This is a genomic window from Streptomyces sp. NBC_01571 (assembly GCF_026339875.1).
GTDB lineage: Bacteria > Actinomycetota > Actinomycetes > Streptomycetales > Streptomycetaceae > Streptomyces.
This window is the reverse complement of sequence record NZ_JAPEPZ010000006.1, coordinates 65,484-83,894: the sequence shown is the minus strand read 5'-3', so window position 1 is coordinate 83,894 and position 18,411 is coordinate 65,484. Positions and strand designations below refer to the sequence as shown.

Genomic DNA, 18,411 nt, shown 5'->3' with positions numbered 1-18,411 from the left:
CCCACCACGGACCGGACCACGCAACGGACCACGGACCGGACCGCGGACCGGACCGCGGACCGGACCGCGGACGGGACCGCGGACGGGGCCGCGGAGCCAACGACGGAGCGGACCGCGGAAGGGACGGGGCAGCGGCCCCCGCGGGCGGACGCCAGGAACACCCGCAGGACCGGGACCGCCGACCACACAACCGGCGCGGCCGGGGACGGCACCCGGCAGGCGACGGCCACACCGTCCCAGGACCACCCGGCCGACCATGCCGCCGAGGACGCCTACGCCGTCATGGCCGGCACACCCACCAGAACCCAGTCACAAGCCCAGGCCCCCCACCCCACCCCCTCCACCCGAAACAACACGACCGAGTCAGGCACGGCCGAATCAGGCACGACCCGGACCGGCACGGCCCGGACCGGCACGGCCCGGACCGGCACGGCCGAATCAGGCACGGCCGAGTCAGGCACGGCCCGGACCGGCACGGCCGAATCAGGCACGACCGAGTCAGGCACGACCCGAAACAACACGGCCGAGTCGGGCACGGCCGAGTCAGGCACGGCCCGGACCGGCACGGCCGAGTCGGGCACGGCCGAGTCGGGCACGGCCGAGTCGGGCACGGCCGAGTCAGGCACGGCCCGGACCGGCACGGCCGCAGCCGCCGCAGCCGCCGCACCTGCCGCAGCCCAGGCCACCGCCGGGCGGAGCCGGTGGAGGGAACTGGCAGCAGCCTCCCCCCTCGACGCGAGCCTGCTGCAGGTCCACGTCCACGGTGAACTCCACCGCCTGGGACACACGGTGACCGGCCCGCTCTCGGCCGCCGTGGCCCAGCACTACGACGACCTCGGCCCGGCCTGGGACTCCCAGCCCGTGCAGCGCCGTGCGACCGCCCTCGCACACCTGATCGCCACCGGCACCAACCCCTTCCCGGCCAGCCGGTGGCAGGAACTCACCGCCCACGACCCCGACCGGGCGAGCCGGCTGCGGGTACTGGCCGCAGTCGAGCTCCACCGGGCACAGCACCCGGGGATGTCACGGAAGACCGAAACCTTCGCGCACGCCTACGACCACCTCGCCGACCACTGGCACACCCAGCCCCTCGCAGACCAGGCCACCGCCCTCGCCCACAAGATCCTCACCGGCACCGACCTCCCCCTCGGCACCGCCCCCGGCGCACCCGGACGGACCAGGGCGGCAGACGACCGTGACGCCGCGGACCGGCTGGAGCGCACCGTCAGGGCCGAACTCGCCGCCCTCGGCCACCCGGCACACGACCTGCCCCCCGCACCGAAACTCGTCCGCGACTACCCCCTCGACCCCGCCTGGCACACCATGTCACCCGGCCACCAGGCCGAAGCCGTCGCCCGATGGATCCACACCGGCCTACCCCCCGGCCCACCCACCCAGACCCCGACAGCCCCCACCCAGCCCGCAACGGCGTCCACCCCCACACCCCCCGCCACCCAAACACCCACCCGGACGCCCACCCCCGCACCCGGCTCCACACCCCCCGCCACCGAAACACCCACCCGGACGGGGACGGCCGGCTCCCCCGGCACTGCTCCGGCACACCAGGACGACCGGTTCCTGATCGAGGAAGTCCGGCGCGAATTCCGCTACCTCGCCCCCCACCCCACCAAGGACCTGCCCACCGCCGACGCCATCCGCGAGGCCGACCGCAACCTGCCCAAACAGCCCTGGCCCGTCACCCAACGCGAACGAGGACAACACCTCGCACAGATCCTCCTCACCGGCGAAAAAACCAGACTCCTCGGCGGCGCCGACAACACCACAACCCGACCCCCAACCCCAGCCCCAGCCCCTGGCCCCGCACTGGCCGACGCCACAGCCCCTGCCCTGACCAGCGAGCAGAGGGAGATCTACGACAAGCTCCACCCCGCCCTGGCCCCGTACCTGGTACGGCCGGCCCCCGATGAGCTGGGTTCGAGCGCCGTGGCCGTCCACGCACTGCTGCAGGACCGGCACCCGGACAGCTCACTCACCCAGCACGCACAGCGGATCCTCCTGCCCCTGGCCGAGCAGAAGCGGGACATCAGGCTTGCCAGCTTCCAGGACTATGGGGTGCGCGTCGACCAGGCCATCAGCGATAGAGAGTTGCGCATCCTGCACGGTGAGATGGGCGGGACATATCCCGAGCTGGCCTCCTACCTCACCCGGGCGGACACCTCGCGCACCACGGATGCCAACACGCCCCACCGCCAGTACACGGTCACTCGGCTGCCGATCGCAGGGACGACCCTCACCCTGCACCACGACCCGACCGAGGCACCCGACGCCCACGCCGAACGCGTGCGCCTGCTCCAGCGAGCCGTCCACCTCGTCCAGCAACGCGGGTTCACCGTGCCCGACCTCGAAGTCCACCTCCCCAAATACACCCGAGACCTCACGGTCGCAGCGGACCGGGCAATCCATGAGGACACCTCATGGGTGAATGCCGCAGAGTTCTTCGCCCCCAACATCCTCCTCGTGGCCTCGGACCTGCCGGCCCTGCACAGGAGTGCGCCCGACCGGGAGGGCGTGTTCGCGGCATACCCCTACCGGATAGGGGAGCAAGCCGTCGCCATTCTGGTGCACGAGCTGGGTCATGTCCTGCACCACCTTCATGCCCCTGCCAAGGATCTGGATGCGACCTGGGCAGATTTCCAGGATGCCGCGGCCGAACTGGCCGGCACCGTCAGCAAGTACGCGGGTAAACGGCCGGGCGAGTTCGTCGCGGAGGTCTTCGCCGGCCTGGTCTTCGGCCGGGCGTTCACGGACGAACAGGCAAACATGTACGAGGCCCTGGGCGGCCCGACACCACACATGAACGACATCAGCCACCTGGCCACGCCCCCGGATCTCGGCAGACTGACCGACGAAGTCAACACACAACTGACCCGACACCGACAGCCCCAGGCCGGCCAGGAAACCGTCCGGACCCACTACAACCAGCTGACCGGGGACCTGAAATGGGCCCACCACGACCACCAGGCATCCGCGATCACACAGGCAATCCTCCACATCACCACCCGCACGGGAACCGGCGCACCCACCGACGGCACGCATCCTCACAACACCAGGCAGGAACTGCCCCAGGCCGAGCCGCACACAGCACATAGCACCCGGAACCCCACCCCAGACCAGCGCCAGCCCATTCACCGGCCGTTCGAGCAGTACCTGCTGGCTTTGGACACGTGGCGTGCCGACCACAGCACCGCCATCCCCCAACCCGATGAAGCCGTGCACATTCGGGGTGCCGATGGCCGGGAACGGCCCGTCCTCATCGGCCAATGGCTCGCCTACCTGCAGTACATGGGGCTGGTGCAGCCGGGTGGTTCTTTGCTGGCGGGTGCTTTGAAGGCGCGCGGTATCCCCACCAAGGAAGAGAACGGCCTTCTCCGGCGCACGACCGAGGCAGGGCCGGTGGTGCCGGTGTGGAGTGTGGAGGTCTACCTGCGTGGCCTGGCCACCTGGCGTGCCGCCGCCCCCGCGGGCGAGGACCGCAGCACCGCCATCCCCCCCGACGGCACCTACATCACCCTCACCGACCCCACCCCCACCCCCCTCACCGACACGAGCGACACCAGCCGGGAACACAACGCCACGGACAACGCCGCCACCACCAACGGTGCAGACATCCCCATCGGCACATGGCTGTTCCAGGCCCGCCATCAGGGACTGACAGGACTGACGGACCACGAGATCACCCAACTGCAGGCCGCCGGCCTGCACGCCGCGGAACCCCACCCCGACGACACAACCCGGCGCAGACGTCTGTACTGGGACCACCCCGGAACAACAACCCCCACCCACACAACCAGCCCCCGCCATACAGGCACCAGCCACCAGCCCGACACACACCAGCACCCCACCCACCCCACCCCACCCACCACAACCACAACACCCGCACCCCCCAGCCGGAAAAGGCCACGGCCAGCAGACGACGCACAGCCAGGTGAACAGGAACGTCCCTCAAAACGCGGGAGAGGGGAGCCCGCAGCACCGGCCGCGGCCCGGCCACAGCCCGGCGGCACGGACCAGACCACCCCACAGGGCCATACCACCACCACTGCTGCTGCCGGGCAGGACAGGCCGGCCCCGCCCGCCCCACACGCCCAGCCCGCACCCGGCCTGCCGGCCACACAGCCAGAGACCGGCACCTCCACCCGGCCCGCACCACACGTCAACCCGGCGCAGACCAGTTATCCGGCACACCCCGCCAACTCGATGCAGGACGGACAGGACCGCCGGGACGGCGGGGACAGCTGGAACTGGGACGGCAGGGACGCCGGGGACCTTCGGGACGAACCGGGTATGGGGCGGATGCTGCCCGGGGTCCCCCAGTACGTGTCAGACCAGGCCGCAACCCGCCACCTGACCGTGTACCCGGTCCCGGCAGACGGTGACTGCTTCTTCCACGCCCTGATCGCAGCACGCGACATGCAGGCACCGGACGGCCCGCCCGCGAACACCACCGACGTACGCGCCGCCCTCGCCGAAACACTCCAACAACAACTGCGACTACACCCTCAGCACCCCCACCTCGCCCCCTGGATGCCCGCCGCACGAACCCAGGTCCTGACCGCACTGGCCGACCACGCCGCCCACCAAGCCGGCCACACCCAGGGCACAGACGCATTCACCCAGTACACCAACGAATTCTCCCAGGCCCACGCCGAAACCCGGCCCGACCAGCAGGACTGGCAACACGTCATCACCAGCCTGCTCACCCCCGGCCAGTGGGACACCGTCGCCGGCGACCTGGCCCCCACCCTCGCCGCCCACCACTACAACATCCGACTCCACACCCTCCACATCCACCCCGGCCACACCCCCTGGACCCTCACCTTCGGCCCCGAAAACGCACCCGAACACCACCTCGTCCGCACAACCGGCAACGGACCCGAACACTGGATGCCCGCCCACCCCACCACCACTGCCCCAGCACTGGCCGACGCCACAGCCCCTGACCCCGCACTGACCCCCACCCCAACCCCAGCACTGGCCGACGCCACAACCCCAGCACTGGCCGACGCCACAACCCCTCACAACAACCAACCCGCCACCCACCCAACCCCCCCCCACACCACCACTAACACCGCCCACACCACCACTAACGCCACCCACCACGAAACACACACAAAAACCCGCCCCACACGCACACCCCGCCAAGGCCAGCCCGGACGGCCTCGTCCGCTGATCGAGCGGTACATACAGGCTTTGGAGCAGTGGCGTGAAGAACCGGAACCCAACCAGGACCGCAGCCGCCTCCTGCCCCGACGAGGTGATTCCGTGCTCCTCCGCGGTCCCGGCGCCGAAGTCGTGCACGTCCACATCGGCGACTGGGTGCACAACCTGCAGCACAAGGGGAGGGATCTGGCCGAGGGAGAGGCCGCTAGGCTGCGGAACCTCGGCTACAACCTCGAGAAGGCGAAGGCAGGGGAGGTAAACAGGGGCGGCATTACGCTGACGCACTACAAACTGAAGCCCACCCCAGAACAGCGCCAGAACATTCATCGGCCGGTAGAGCAGTACCTGCAGGCTTTGGACACGTGGCGTGCCGCCCACGTGAAGCACAAAACCGGCATCCCCCCCTTCCGTGATTCCGCGCACGTCCGGGGTGTCGATGGCCGAGAACGGCCCGTCCCCATCGGCAACTGGCTCTCCAACCTGCAGCAGAAGGGGCTGAAGAAGTGGGATTCTTTGCTGCCGGATGCTCTGAGAGCGCGCGGTATCCCCACCAAGGAAGAGAACGGCCACCTCTGGCGCACGACCGGGCCAGGGCCGGTGGTGCCGGTGTGGAGTGTGGAGGTCTACCTGCGTGGCCTGGCCACCTGGCGGGCCGCCGCCCCCGCGGGCGAGGACCGCAGCACCGCCATCCCCCCCGACGGCACCTACATCACCCTCACCGACCCCACCCCCACCCCCCTCACCGACACGAGCAACACCGACCGGGAACACAACGCCACGGACAACGCCACCACCAGCGGTGCAGACATCCCCATCGGCACATGGCTGTTCCAGGCCCGCCATCAGGGACTGACAGGACTGACGGACCACGAGATCACCCAACTGCAGGCCGCCGGCCTGCACGCCGCGGAACCCCACCCCGACGACACAACCCGGCGCAGACGTCTGTACTGGAACCACCCCGGAACAACAACCCCCACCCACACAACCAGCCCCCGCCATACAGGCACCAGCCACCAACCCGACACACACCAACACCCCACCCACCCCACCCCACACACCCCCGGTACATCCCTCACCCCCATCCCGGCCTCCCTGTTTACCCAGGCCGGGACCCTGCTCCGCCCACCCCTGCTCCTCGGAACCGACCCCGAAACCCAAAACCGACGCGACGCCGTCCACCACGCCCTGACCCAGATCGCCCACACCCTCCACACCCACGGCGAGGACGCCGCCCGCACCCTCGCCGACACCCTCGCCACCCAAAACCCCGACCTACGCACCCCCCAACCCCACCTCCCCGGCGGCACCCGACACCCCCACAACCCCCACCCCACAACCCCCACCCACACCGATACCGACGAAGACCTCTTCGGCGACCCCACCACCCCCAACCCCACCTCCTTCCTGGCCCTGCCCGAACCCTCAACCAGCCTCACCCTGCCCGGAACCCGAACCGCCCCCACCCCGCACACCCACCACCACACCCCCGGAAACCACTCCAGCAGCGAAGAACAACAACACGAAGAAACCGGGCAGGACCAGGAGAATGTCCTGCCCACCACCCGGCCCACTCCCTTCGACGTCGACGCCCACATCACCCCGCCCACCCACCACGCCCTCACCGCACTGGGCCACCTCGCCAAGTACCCCTGGCGCAACACACCCCTCCCCTCCGTCACCCCCTGGACCCGCACCGGCTTGCCCCCCCTCAGCACAGACGACATCACCAGCCTGTTCCAACTGCTCGATCACCCCGACAACCACAACGCCACCCTCGGCGGCGTCCTCGACCACCTCCGCACCACCCACCACCTCGACCACATCGACGACCCCACCCTCACCCAAGAACTCCACCGCATCCACTCCCAATACCACCTCCAAAAAACCGCTCGGCTGAGAATCCCCTTCGTGAAAGAACCCCATTCCCGCAAGCCCCCGAGTCCGGAAAAGGTGGAGGATGCGATCCGGAAGTTCCTTGTTCCCACGGTGAACGGAACCCGCGTCACCGACAGCAAACCCTTCGGAACCAGACCCTCATCAGACAGCAGGGACAGGGGTTTCGTCACGGACGAAGGGTTCAACCTCGCTAGGTGGCTCTATCGCGCCGGCCAAGAAGCAGGCGTGAGGGTGTCGCCGGGGGTGCGCCAGGCTCTGCAGGAGAGCGGATTCACCGTCACCGACCTGCCGGACGACAAGGTGAAACTCCACTTCAAGGGAGAATCCCGTTCCCGCCGGCCGGCGAGTCAGGAGGAGGTGGAGGCTGCGATCCGGAAGTTCCTTGTTCCCGCGGTGAACGGAGAACGCGTCACCGACAGCAAACCCTTCGGAACCAAACCCTCATCAGACAGCAAGAACAGGCGGTTCGTCACGGACGACGGGTTCAACCTCGCTTGGTGGATCCATCACTCCAGCAGAAAAGGCGTGATGCGGGTGTCGGACGGGGTGCGCCAGGCTCTGAAGGACAGCGGAATCACCGTCACCGACCTGACGGGCACCAACAAGGTGAAACTGATTTTCAAGGAGAAGGAGGGTGCGGCGTCTGGTGGTGCTTCCGGTGGAGCGGCTGACGGGGAGCGTGGGATGCCGGCTGTCTCTGCGGCGGCGCGGGGTGTGATCGCCGGGGCCGGACAGGAGAGCGGGCCTGAACCGCCGGCGCAGCCCCGCACCCAGCGGGGCGGACAGCCGGGGCAGACTGCTGGGCAGCCTCCCTCGAAGCCGGTCCCCACCGCCACCGGTCGGGCCCGTGACGGAGAACACCCCCCCGTTCCTGACGGCACGGACCCCGACCATCCCCGCACACTCACCATGCCCGGCTCGACAGCCCCGGGGGAAAGAGCCGGCGCCTCGGACCGTCCCGCAGAACCCACGAACGCGCGTGCGGCCCAGGTCCCGGCGGAATCGGGCGACCGGCCGGAACCGGGCATGCCGCACCCATGGGCAGACCCGGACACCCCGACCCGCCCCCACCCCGCCACAGCGGCATCACCGGACACCTTCTTCCCTCTCCTCCAAGACCCAGGCCGCGCACTGGGATCCGAATCGGCTCACCCGGGCGCCACCTCGAATCCTCCCGCCGCCCCCACACACCTGGAGAACCAACCCGATCAGCCGACCCCGCCGACCCCGCCGGCCCCGCCGGGCCTGCCGCACGAGCTGGCACAGTTGTTCGAGCTGCACGGAACCGCGCAGTGGCCCGACTTCGATCAACCGGCCCCGCCGGGCCTGCCGGACGAGCTGGCCCTGCCGGGCCTGCCGGACGAGCTGGCACAGTTGTTCGGGCTGCACGGAACCGCGCGGTGGCCCGGCTTCGATCAGCCGGCGGGTCCGGTGCCGGCAGCGGGTTTACCGGTTCCGGGGGTGGCGGGGTCATGGGCCGGCCCGGGCCAGGAAGTGGACCCGTTCTCTGTCGCAGACAGCGGCTGGCCGGCGAGCGGCATGGGCGATGCACCGGCGGGACCGGGTGTGGAGGGGCCGGGGGGTGCCGTGCCCGCCGGAATGTTCGATCCCCTCGCGCTGGGTGACCCCTCCCTGCCCGGCGAGCCCCTCACAGCGGCAGCCGCGGCCGACCCGCTGGCCTGGCTGGACGGGCTGGACAGGCCGGACTGGCCGGACGGGCCGGACTGGCTGGACTGGCGGGGATACAGCGGTGAGTCGTTCCTGCCAGGGACGGCGGGAACCGGCGGGGCGGCCCCACATGCCGACCGTGTCGGGCCGGACCGGCCGGAGGACACCGGACCGGCTGCATCCACCGGAACCGGCGTCGTGCCGATGACGGATGAGCCGGTCCAAGATCTGCCCGACGGACAATGGTGGAACCCGGCCGAGCAGGAACGGCAGCAGCGGTCGATATGGGCGATGGCGAGAGTCGACTCGTCGGTACAGCAAGCGGCGCACGATCACGGATGGACGGTGTGGCAGGTACCAGCGGACGGTGACTGCTTCTTCCACGCCCTGATCGCGGCCGGGCAGGCAGCAGGCCACACCCACCTGCCCGAAAGCGTGACGGTGATCCGCGCCCAGCTCGCCGCTGAGGTGGACCGGGTCCACGACACCCTGCTCCGGACGGGGGCCCTTCCACCACAGCAGCAGGACGACCAGGAACCCTGGTGGCTGACCGTCCAGCCGACCATCATCAACATCCAGGCCCGGCAAGCGGCCCTGGCCTGGCTCCGCACCCACCCCGACCCCGGTCAGGACACCAACACCCGCCCGCCCCAGCCCATCGAGGAGCCCGACCAAAACCAGTACTTCCAGAACCTGGTCCACTCCTTCACCACCCTACGGGCGAACGGAGCGCTGCCGCAGGACTGGCAGAACATCGCCGAACAGTTCCGCACACCCCGCCACTGGAACAACGTCTCCGGCGACATCGCCCCGGTGATCGCCGCCCACCTCTACGGAATCCACCTGCACACCCTCCACATCGACCCCCACGGCACCACCTGGCCCCTCACCTTCGGCCCCACCCACGGCCAACCACTCCACCTGATACGCCACGCCCACCACTGGATGCCCGCCCGACACCACACCCCCACCAGCCCACAACCAGCCCCCACACAACCCCACCCCACCACCGGCCCCCCACTCCCACACCAAAACCCGAAACCGAACCAGCGCCAGCGCCGGGGCCAGCAGGCCAAGAAAACCCAACAAGGCCGCACGGAGCGGCGCAATTTCCGAACCCAGTGGACGGATGAACTGATCCTGGCCGCCATCGACGCGTGGCGCGACACTGAATGCCCCGACGAAGAAAACTGCACCAAAATCCCCCCACATGCCGCTAAGGTGAGCGTCCGCATCCCGAACACCGACAGGTACGAAGAATTCCCCATTGGTGAGAAAATACACACCCTGATAATTGCGGGTGCGAAAAGCGCGTCTCCCTACCTGATCGAGGGACTGGAAAATCGCCACCTCCACATGGAGGAAGTAGACGGCTTCCACAGGATGGTCCGCCAGGCAGGCCAAAGGCATCGGCATGCGTGGCCGATCGAACAGTTTGTGGCCGGTCTCGTGCACTGGCGAAGCATTGCAGACCGCAACGGCGAAGGCCGCAGCAACGCACTCCCCAAACAAAGCGACGAGGTGGTCCTTGCCGTTCCTGGCAGCGACACCCCTTCCACCGTCCCCATCGGCAAAATTCTGTACCATATACTGCGCGGCAAAAGGAAGCTGACGGAGGCCGATGTCGCCCTGCTGCGACAGCACGGAATTCACCTGTCGGAACCCGACAATGACGGCCGTCGCAGAGTCCTGCAAAACCCTGCACCGACCGCCTCCGGCAGCGGGACCGGGCCCGACCAGGAACCCCAGCCACGTCACACACGCCAGGACGGCACCGACGCAGGCCCGCCTCCGCAGCCCCACAGCCTCCCCCGACGCCGCCGCCGCACCCCCACCTCGCCCCCACCGGTCCGAAAGCGGCCCCGCCCCACCCCCGCAGGCACCCCTCGCCACTCCGTCCCGCAAGGCGCCCCCACCCCACAGCCCGCGCAGCAGCCAGCCGCCGAGACCAGCCGCCCCGGCATCACCACACCGGAACAAGAACAGCAACAGGACCCGGCACGCGGCGCGGCGACCTGGCCCGGGGAGCACGCCGACGAGGCAGCCGGGCAGGACCCCGAAGGCCTCGGCGACAAGCCGGCCGCGCACCCTGCCACAGGCCCGACACACGAGAGCGAGGAGAGCACAACAAGGACGGCCGGCCCACCGCCCGCCGGCGGCCCGCCCCCGCACACGGCCACCCGCGCAGCCCCTGCCGCAGGCATGCCCGCAGACGCCGGCACCGCAGGGCATCAAGCCATGTCGGTGGAGGACTACATCCTGGACCAGATGAGAGGCCGGCCCCGAACCGCCGAGTAATTGTCAAAACGTGTGGATCAGTTGAGGTGGTTCATGCACGGCAGCTGTAGACAGCTCTGTCGGTGTTCGTCACGGCTGGTCAGCGGTGTGACGGGGGTGGCCGCGGGCGCGAGGTCGGCCGCCTTGATCATGACGTTGACTGACACGACATCAGAACGAGACGGCCGCATCGGTCACGGTGGACCATGAAGGCCACGACCTCGCGTTGGAGGGTTTGCCGGCCTCGGTGGCCGGCTGTTTCGCCCGGTCCGAAACCCGGGAGACGTTCGCGCGGATGGCTCGGGCCATGCTGATGGAGCTCGAGGACGTCAACTGCTGGAACCTGGCCGAAGCGATCTCGCCGACACCACACCATGATCAGCCCCGCAGCTATCTACAGCTGCCGTGTCGATGAGCGTGACGTGCTCGACCTCCCCCCAGGAACCCGGGAAGCCGCCCTCAACGAGTTGGCCTTCCACACGTCGGCCCAGCTCCCTGCCGACGCGCCTTTGGGTGCACACGAGGCGCCGGTGCGAACGGCGGCAAACTGCAAGCAGGCACTCGCCCGTCTCCTGCCGCTCCTCGAGACACCCTCGTAGGCCAGAGCAGTGAGCCGGTGGCCGGGACCGGTCGGATGGTTGCTACAGGTCGAAGTCGAGCTGTTCGACGTCGGTGAACTCCACCATCAGGCCCTGGGCGCGGCGGCCGCCGTCGCGGAAGTACGTCTCCCCGAGGCCTTCGGCGGTGATCGCGCGCAGCTCGTTCTCGCCTGCGCCGGCAGCCTGGGCGTCTGGGAGGCGGGCGGCCCAGGCGGGTGGCAGGGCGAGGGTGAGATGGCGGATCCGGGCGTCGTCGGTGGTGCCGGGGGCGGCGGTGAACCCGAACCGGGCCCGGGTGTCGATGATGATGCCCGTGGTGGTGGCGGCCTGTCGGCGGGCCTGTTCGCGGACGCGGGGCTGCCAGCGGGCGCGGACGGCGTCCGCCAGGCGCCCGGCGAGCTCCGGGCGGGGCCGGCGGATCTGGTCTTTGACGTAACGCTCGACCCTGTTGCCCATTCGGGTTGTGGGCTGACAGCGGCTTGATTGTGCTGGCACGGTTGGTGCTGCGGCCGGTTCCTTCCTGATCCCCGGTCGCGGGGTGGGAGTGGTCGTGTCGTTGGAGCCGCGGTCGTGGCCGGAGCCGGATCCCGTGGTGACGCGGGCGGTCCGGGCGAAGAACTACGGACGCGCGGTGCCGTTGCCGGTGGCGGTGCGCGACCGGCTCGGGGAACTGTTCCCGGACGAGGAGTTCGCGGCTGCATTCGGCAAGACGGGGCCGGCGGGTTGGTCTCCGGGGCGCCTGGCGTTGGTGACGGTGTTCCAGATGGCGGAGAACTTGACGGACCGCCAGGCCGCTGAGGCGGTGCGTGACCGGCTCTCGTGGGCCTACGCGTTGGGGCTGGGGCTGGAAGACACCGGCTTCGACTTCACCGTGCTGTCCCAGTTCCGCACTCGGGTAGTTGAGCACGGTCTGGAGGAGAAGGTCCTGGACCTGCTGCTGACCCGTCTGAAAGCGCAGGGTCTGGTCGGGGCCGGGGGCAAGCAGCGCACCGACTCCACCCGTATCGTCTCCGCGGTGCGGGACCTGAACCGCCTGGAGCTGGCGGGTGAGTCGGTACGCGCGGCAGTGGAGGCGTTGACGGTGGCGGCCCCGCACTGGGTCGCCGGCGTGCTGGACGTGCCCGGCTGGTCGCGTCGCTACGACACCCGCATCGACACCTGGCGCATGCCCTCCTCCGCCACCAAGCGCGACCAGCTCGCGCTGACCTACGCCCGCGACGGCCTCGCCCTGCTCAGCTCCGTCTACGATCCGCGCTCCGAACCCTGGCTGCGCGAGCTGCCCGCGGTGCAGACCCTGCGCACCGTGCTGCTGCAGAACTACACCCGCACCACCGCGCAGAACGGACGCGAGGCGGTCGCCCGCCGCACCAGGACCGAGGAGGGCGGCGACGGGCTGCCGCCCGGCCATCTGCGCATCGCTTCCCCCTACGACCTCGACGCCCGCTGGTCCGCCAAGCGCGACACCTTCTGGAACGGGTTCAAGCTGCATGTGAGTGAGAGCTGCACGGATGCGCCCGAGAAGGAGCGCACCGCCCCGAACCTGATCACGAACGTGGCCACCACCGCCTCCACCGTCCCCGACACCAAGGCCCTGGACGGCATCCACCAGCAGCTTCAGCGCCGCGGCCTGCCTCCGGGCGAGCACTACCTCGACTCCGGCTACCCCAGCGCCGAACTGATCGTGAAGTCCCGCAAGACCTACGGCATCACGCTGATCACCCCGGTTCTGCTCGACCAGTCCCGCCAGACCCGCGCCGCCCAGGGCTTCCAGGCCGACGCGTTCACCATCGACTGGAAGTACCAGCAGGTCACATGCCCCCAGGGACAGACCAGCTCCTCCTGGAGCCCGTGCACCCAGCACGGCCACCCGATGATCGTGGTCACCTTCACCAAGCCGACCTGCGGCCCCTGCCCGGTCCGCGAGTTATGCACCACCAGCCGCCGGGGCTTCCGGCAGCTCACCTTGAACCCTCGCCCGCTGACCGAGGCCCTGCGCACCGCACGCGCCGAACAGGCCGACCGGGACTGGCAGGACGCATACGCCCTACGCGCCGGTGTCGAGGGCACCATGCGACAAGCGATCGCCGTCACCGACAGCCGCCGGGCCCGCTACCGCGGCCTGGCCAAGACCCACCTCGAGCACGTCCACAGCGCCGTCGCCCTCAACCTTATCCGCCTGAACGCCTGGTGGAACGGCAGGCCACTCGACCGCCGCCACACCAGCCACCTCGCCCGACTCGAACTCAGCCTCGCCGCGTAACCGAATGGGCAACAGGGTCATGAGTGGTGGGGCCGACCATGGCAACCCGACCAGGCACATCAATTTCCGGTAACGAGCCCCCACCCGTGCCCGCTTGACCCGACCACAGGCCCCACCACCGCAGGTCACACCAGTGGTCGCCTTCATGGTCACCCCTGCAAAAAATCTTCCACTGCGGGCGGTGACCACAGACCCCACCACAGGCCCCACCGGTGTATGCGCACGCCGACCACAGACCCGACCACGGCCCCCACCGGTACCTGCCCAGGCCCCACCGAAACCCCCACCAGTCCAGGTCAGGCGGCGCTCTTCGGCGTCCCCAAGAGAACTCGACTTTCGACGTTCTGACAGGCTCGGGGAGTCACGCGGCGGCGTCGGTGCTGGCCGCGGCCCATGCCTGCTGGACGGTGCGGATTTCCTGCTCGGTGGGCTGACCTGGGCGGGTGGGCATAAATCGGGCGGCGATGATCACCCGTCGGAGCTTGGCGACCATGTCGGACAGTGACGGGTCGGTCTTGGTGGTGTACCAGGGGGCGCGCTCGCGGTGCTCGGCCACGTCGCCGGGCTGGTGGCCGTGCAGTGCGTACCAGACGACCGTGATCGTGTAGCAGTACAGGGCGAAGGGCACGGTGCGTTCCACCGCGGCCCGGGTGCGGTTGTGGGCCTGGCCGGCTCCGAGCAGGCCGCGGGCCTCGGCGAAGGTGACCTCGATCGACCAGCGCCGCGCGTAACGGGTGATCAGCTCGGCCGGGCTGCTGGTCAGGTCGGTGGTGACCAGGGCCAGGTCGTAGCCGGTGTCGGTGGTGTCGTCGCGGAGCAGGATCACGCGCACGGTGCGGGTGTGGAAGGAGCCGTACCACAGGCAGGTGACCTCGGCCAGATGCACCTGCTCGGTACGTTGGTAGCGCGTGACCTGTACGGGAGCGAAGTCGGCGGTGGCCGCGAGCTGGGCGGGCGTGCCCAGTCGCGCGCCCTTGAGCGCGGGGCGCCCGCGTTTGCCGGTCCTGGGCGGGGCCTGGGCGAACAGGACCGAGGGTGCGGGCAGTCGGGTGGTGAAGGTGCAGGTCGCGGGCAGATCGCGTAAGGCTTTGCCGTGGTAGGCGGCGTCCGCGACGACATGAACGCGCCGGCCGTGGTGGCAGGCGGCCAGCAGGCGGATCATGGACGCGGCGATGTCGACTTTGCTGCCTTCCTGCCCGGGTCGCCACAGCCGGGCCATGACAGGAAGGCACACCGGCCGGGCCAGGAAGGGCAGGTCGACGACCAGGCCGATGACGACGAAGCAGGTCCCGCGCCCGACACCCCGGGGTCCGGTGGCCGCGCCGTCGTGCTGCCAGGCCGCACCGAAGACCTTCTTCCCGCGCCGCTTGAACAGCGTGTCGTCCACCGCCACCGTCAACACCGCACCTGCGGGCAGGAGTTGGCGCACGACCAGGTGGGACAGGGAGATGCCCAGGATGTCCGGGTTCCACGGGGCGCGGGAGAAGAAGGTGTGGGCGCGGTCGTGGGACCATGCGCGCGTCAACCCGACACCGGTGAGCATCCCGGTCACCGTGCACCGCCCGGTCTGCGCGATCAGACCCGTGACCAGCGCCGTGAAGGTTCGAAACGTCGGCGCGGTGAAGTTGCCCCGTACCAACTCCAGTACGGCGAACAGCGAAGCGGGCACAGTCGGCATCGCAGGTATCCCTCCCCGGGCGCGGTCGCCACACCACCGATGCTGCCGCGGCCCCGCCCACCACGGGCCCGGACACCCGGTGCCTCACCCGTCAAGGTGATAGCCACCGGGCTCCCCCGCCCCGGGGTCCGGCCTACCGGCGCGACCAGGACAACCGACGCCGCGGCTGCTCGGGGAAGGCAATGGCACAGTGGAAGCCGTCGTCACCTACGGCGCGCCGCAACGTCCGCGCCACCGCCTCGGGATCGTCATAGGGGCCGTTGACGTAGAAGGGCTTGCCATCGCGGCCGAAGCGGATCGGGCAGGGACCGGCGGGCTCACCGAGGACAGCGGCGGCGGCCTCGAAGTCCGCCTCGGGATCGAACCCGAGGCCGCGAGCGTAGGCGGCGGCACCGAACACCAGGGCGCGGGCAAGCTCGGCAGGAACCGGCACATGCCCCTCGAAGGCGCCGAAGTAAACCGCCCGGTGCCCGCTCAGTTGCCTCTCGCCCATCGACTCCGGGGCAAGCGCGTTCTTCACCCCCAGACACCACACATCCAGCAGGAACCCGGCGACCTGCGCCTTCGCGGAGCGCGTACTGTCCGCGGCGACGAGCACGGCGACAAGGCCACGCACCTCCTCGGCGTCAGAAGCCCCAGGGTCCAAGGCCGCCCACTGCGGCGCGCCCTCAAGATCCACGCTGCGGCTCCAGCCGGCGTTCACCCAGCAACGCGGCTCGTCACGCACCGACGCCGAGACCTGCACGGCACCGTTGAGCACCCCGCCAACATCCCTGACGCCCACCCCCAACGTCCTGGCAATCGCCTTCACCGACCGACCCTGCTGGTCCAGTTGCCGTACCTGCTCTACAAGCCGCTCATCCACAGCCTCACCCTACGACCGCCGCCAAGACCGCAGGACCCAAACGCCAACAGCCACACTCGCCAGAGCGACCCGCGAAAACGTCGAAAGTCGAGAGAGAAGCGGGAGTTCCCCAATTGGGGAACTCCCGCTCAAGCATCCAATAAGCCGTACGGACGCCGTCGACCGAGCGGTGGGCCTCAGCGAGACGCCAGCCCCGGCCGATCCGCCGCTAGCAGCAGCTGTCGTGGCGGCCGGACAAGTTCTAATCTGCTGCTGGCTCCCCATCGAGAGAAGACGAACCGGATGGTCTTTGCTGGGGTACGGGCCCGAGCCTGTCCCACGGCGATGCCACTACTGAGGGGAGAACGGGAGCGGCGGTGCTGGAATGGGTGTCCCGAACAGCGGCGTAGTCGTTGACCCAGGCCAGACCACCTAGGTCCAGTCGTTCGCGAGCACGGGTGACCGCGACGTATGCCAGCCGGGCTTCTTCTACATCGATCTCGAGGACGTCGACGCCCTGCTGCGTCGTCTTAGCCACCTTGGGCTCGAAGTCATTGGCGATCTTGACGGTAGGCCATTCCCGGCCCTTGGACTTGTGGGCAGTCGAGACGGCGACTTCGGCGTCATCCTCGGCATGCAGGTTGCGCACCGCTGCGAGTACGACATCGACGCCGTACTCATCAATGATGTCGATCAGAGGAAGAAGATCTCCGCCGGACGGGTCATAGCTCGCGTAGTCGGTGAGTTCGTCCCAGGAGGTGAACAGAACGAGCTCAGGATGGCTGGTTCGACGGCCGGCCTTGAGCTCACCCGCAGCGAGCGCCAGCTTCTCCAGGGCGGCACCGCCGCCGACCATCGCGACACGCTTCTTCTGTTCGAGCAGAAGGAGCACCTCGGAGATCGCCCCGCCGTTGGAGCGGCACAGCACCACGTCCGGGTGATCAACAGGCCCGATCGTGGTGCGCAGGGCGGGCGTTCCTTTCAGCCGGAGCGGTGATTCGACGATCTCCAGCCAGCGGTTGGCTTCGTCGGCAAGTGCAGGGCCGAACCGGAAGGACTGGGACAGGCACAGCTGGAGTCCGTCGAAGTCGGACATGACGTCGCGTGCTCCTCGCCAGCCGTAGATGGCCTGCGCCGAGTCCCCCACCATGATCAGTTGAGCGTGGCCGCGCTGAGCCTTGAACACTTCCTCCAGCACCGCGTTGGTGTCCTGTGCTTCGTCCAGAAGCAGGAAGTCGGCTCTGATCGTGGGCTCGGTCAGCGCCCAGATCTTCAGGTAGTGGTCGGGCTCGAAACGCACGGCTCCGCCCGTGGGGTTCTGGAGGTCGTCCCAGGCGCGCCGGGCGTAGGGCAGGACCATGCGGGCCAGTTCGGGGCGGTATTCGTCGGGCAACCCGCGCAGTCTTGGCACATGCCAGCTCATGATCTCAGCGTCGGCTGAGTGGCAGAACCTGCGAACCGTCTGGAAGACGCTGTAGGAGAGCGACTTGTGGGTAATGAGCCGATCCCCCAGCCGGATGCTCATGGACGGGCTGATGCCGATCCGCTGGCCGATCTTCCAGCCAGGTTCGCGCGGGGCGTTCAGGCGCGCGGCGTACTTGCGCCCCACGGTGCGCATGGCCAGACCGTGAGGTCATGCAGGGCACGTTCGGCGGGAACTTGCGTGCCGCGTCATCGACCACGGCCCTGTTGTAGGCCAGATAGATGCCGCGTCGGCGGTCCGAGCGGGCGAGCATCGTCAGCGTAGTCGTCTTGCCCGTACCGGCGCCCGCTTGGAGTACGAGATGCACCCCGGACTGTTTGGCCTCCACGACCTGCTGCTGCTCGGCGGTTGGCGGCGGCCCGACCGCCGGCGCTGGAGGCCGCGCCGGCCGACGGCTGCGGCTGCGGGCGGCGGCTGGCTTTTCCGGTCGGGCCTGAGGAGCAGTGGTACCAGGTTGTGCAGGCATGGACAGGTGGTCCAGCCACTCGCGTGCCAGAACGACCGCGCGCTCGGTGACCTCGG

The 18,411-nt window shown here is 69.3% G+C and carries 6 protein-coding genes and 1 pseudogene; 2 read left to right on the top strand and 5 right to left on the bottom strand.

The annotated features are described in order from the left end of the window. The first annotated feature begins 282 nt into the window (after positions 1 to 282). The gene (locus OHB41_RS50960; protein WP_266709475.1) at positions 283 to 11,046 is read left to right on the top strand and encodes a hypothetical protein; all 10,764 of its coding nucleotides are present in this window, start codon (positions 283 to 285) and stop codon (positions 11,044 to 11,046) included. 17 nt (positions 11,047 to 11,063) lie between these two features. Here the strand turns inward: OHB41_RS50960 and OHB41_RS50955 are convergent, their stop codons facing one another. Then, a complete protein-coding gene (locus OHB41_RS50955) occupies positions 11,064 to 11,192 on the bottom strand; it encodes a hypothetical protein (protein WP_266709473.1) in 129 nt (42 codons plus the stop codon). Positions 11,193 to 11,666: 474 nt separating this feature from the next. After that, positions 11,667 to 12,068 (bottom strand): annotated as a pseudogene (tpg, locus tag OHB41_RS50950) (telomere-protecting terminal protein Tpg); the annotation flags it as partial. A 106-nt stretch (positions 12,069 to 12,174) separates the two neighbouring features. On the opposite strand from tpg, the gene OHB41_RS50945 reads away from it, so the two are divergent. Further along, positions 12,175 to 13,884, top strand: coding sequence for an IS1182 family transposase (locus OHB41_RS50945; protein WP_266709468.1), 1,710 nt, complete (start codon positions 12,175 to 12,177; stop codon positions 13,882 to 13,884). Between the two features lie 361 nt (positions 13,885 to 14,245). Here the strand turns inward: OHB41_RS50945 and OHB41_RS50940 are convergent, their stop codons facing one another. From OHB41_RS50940 to OHB41_RS50930, 3 genes are all read right to left on the bottom strand, one after another. After that, the gene (locus OHB41_RS50940; RefSeq protein ID WP_266697310.1) at positions 14,246 to 15,562 is read right to left on the bottom strand and encodes an IS701 family transposase; all 1,317 of its coding nucleotides are present in this window, start codon (positions 15,560 to 15,562) and stop codon (positions 14,246 to 14,248) included. A 133-nt stretch (positions 15,563 to 15,695) separates the two neighbouring features. After that, positions 15,696 to 16,427: a hypothetical protein gene (locus OHB41_RS50935; RefSeq protein WP_266697309.1), complete on the bottom strand. Its 732-nt coding sequence runs from the start codon at positions 16,425 to 16,427 to the stop codon at positions 15,696 to 15,698. Positions 16,428 to 16,668: 241 nt separating this feature from the next. Then, positions 16,669 to 18,024, bottom strand: coding sequence for a UvrD-helicase domain-containing protein (locus OHB41_RS50930; RefSeq protein WP_323138645.1), 1,356 nt, complete (start codon positions 18,022 to 18,024; stop codon positions 16,669 to 16,671). Positions 18,025 to 18,411 lie beyond the last annotated feature (387 nt).

Bases quoted from the DNA above. Each gene is read 5' to 3' on its own strand.
- OHB41_RS50930 (WP_323138645.1), bottom strand. From the start codon at position 18,024: ATGCGCACCGTGGGGCGCAAGTACGCCGCGCGCCTGAACGCCCCGCGC.
- OHB41_RS50940 (WP_266697310.1), bottom strand. From the start codon at position 15,562: ATGCCGACTGTGCCCGCTTCGCTGTTCGCCGTACTGGAGTTGGTACGG.
- OHB41_RS50960 (WP_266709475.1), top strand. From the start codon at position 283: ATGGCCGGCACACCCACCAGAACCCAGTCACAAGCCCAGGCCCCCCAC.